This window comes from Flavobacterium collinsii, from assembly GCF_902804485.1.
In the GTDB taxonomy this organism is placed as follows: domain Bacteria; phylum Bacteroidota; class Bacteroidia; order Flavobacteriales; family Flavobacteriaceae; genus Flavobacterium; species Flavobacterium collinsii.
Genome location: NZ_CADCST010000103.1, coordinates 1 through 358 on the forward strand (window position 1 = coordinate 1; position 358 = coordinate 358).

1 protein-coding gene is annotated in these 358 nt (G+C 38.5%); it reads left to right on the plus strand.

Translation table 11 applies throughout. The features are described 5' to 3' along the window. On the plus strand, positions 1 to 358 hold a 358-nt coding region (locus tag FLA105534_RS16885), incomplete at both ends, for a condensation domain-containing protein (RefSeq protein WP_173967269.1).

The following is a 358-nucleotide window of genomic DNA, read 5'->3' on the forward strand; positions in this document are numbered from 1 at the left end:
TCATGAGGTTTTGCGTACTATTCTGTTATCAGAAGATGGTATAGGGTATCAGGAAGTCATAAGTGAAAAGGAGTGGATCCTTGATCAGGTTGAAATAAGTGATAGATCATTATTTGAAAATATCCTTCAGGGTTATCTAAGAATTCCTTTTGATTTGTCAGCAGATTATAATTTACGAGCATGTTTGTATGATTTAGGAGATCAAAAATATGTTCTGGCCTGCGTGTTTCACCATATTGCCAGTGATGGCTGGTCAGGTGGTATCTTGGTAAATGAGTTTATGGAGCTTTACAGCGCGCTTCAATCGGGAAGAGCGGCTGTTTTACCTGAGCTTTCTTTGCAATATTCAGATTATGCG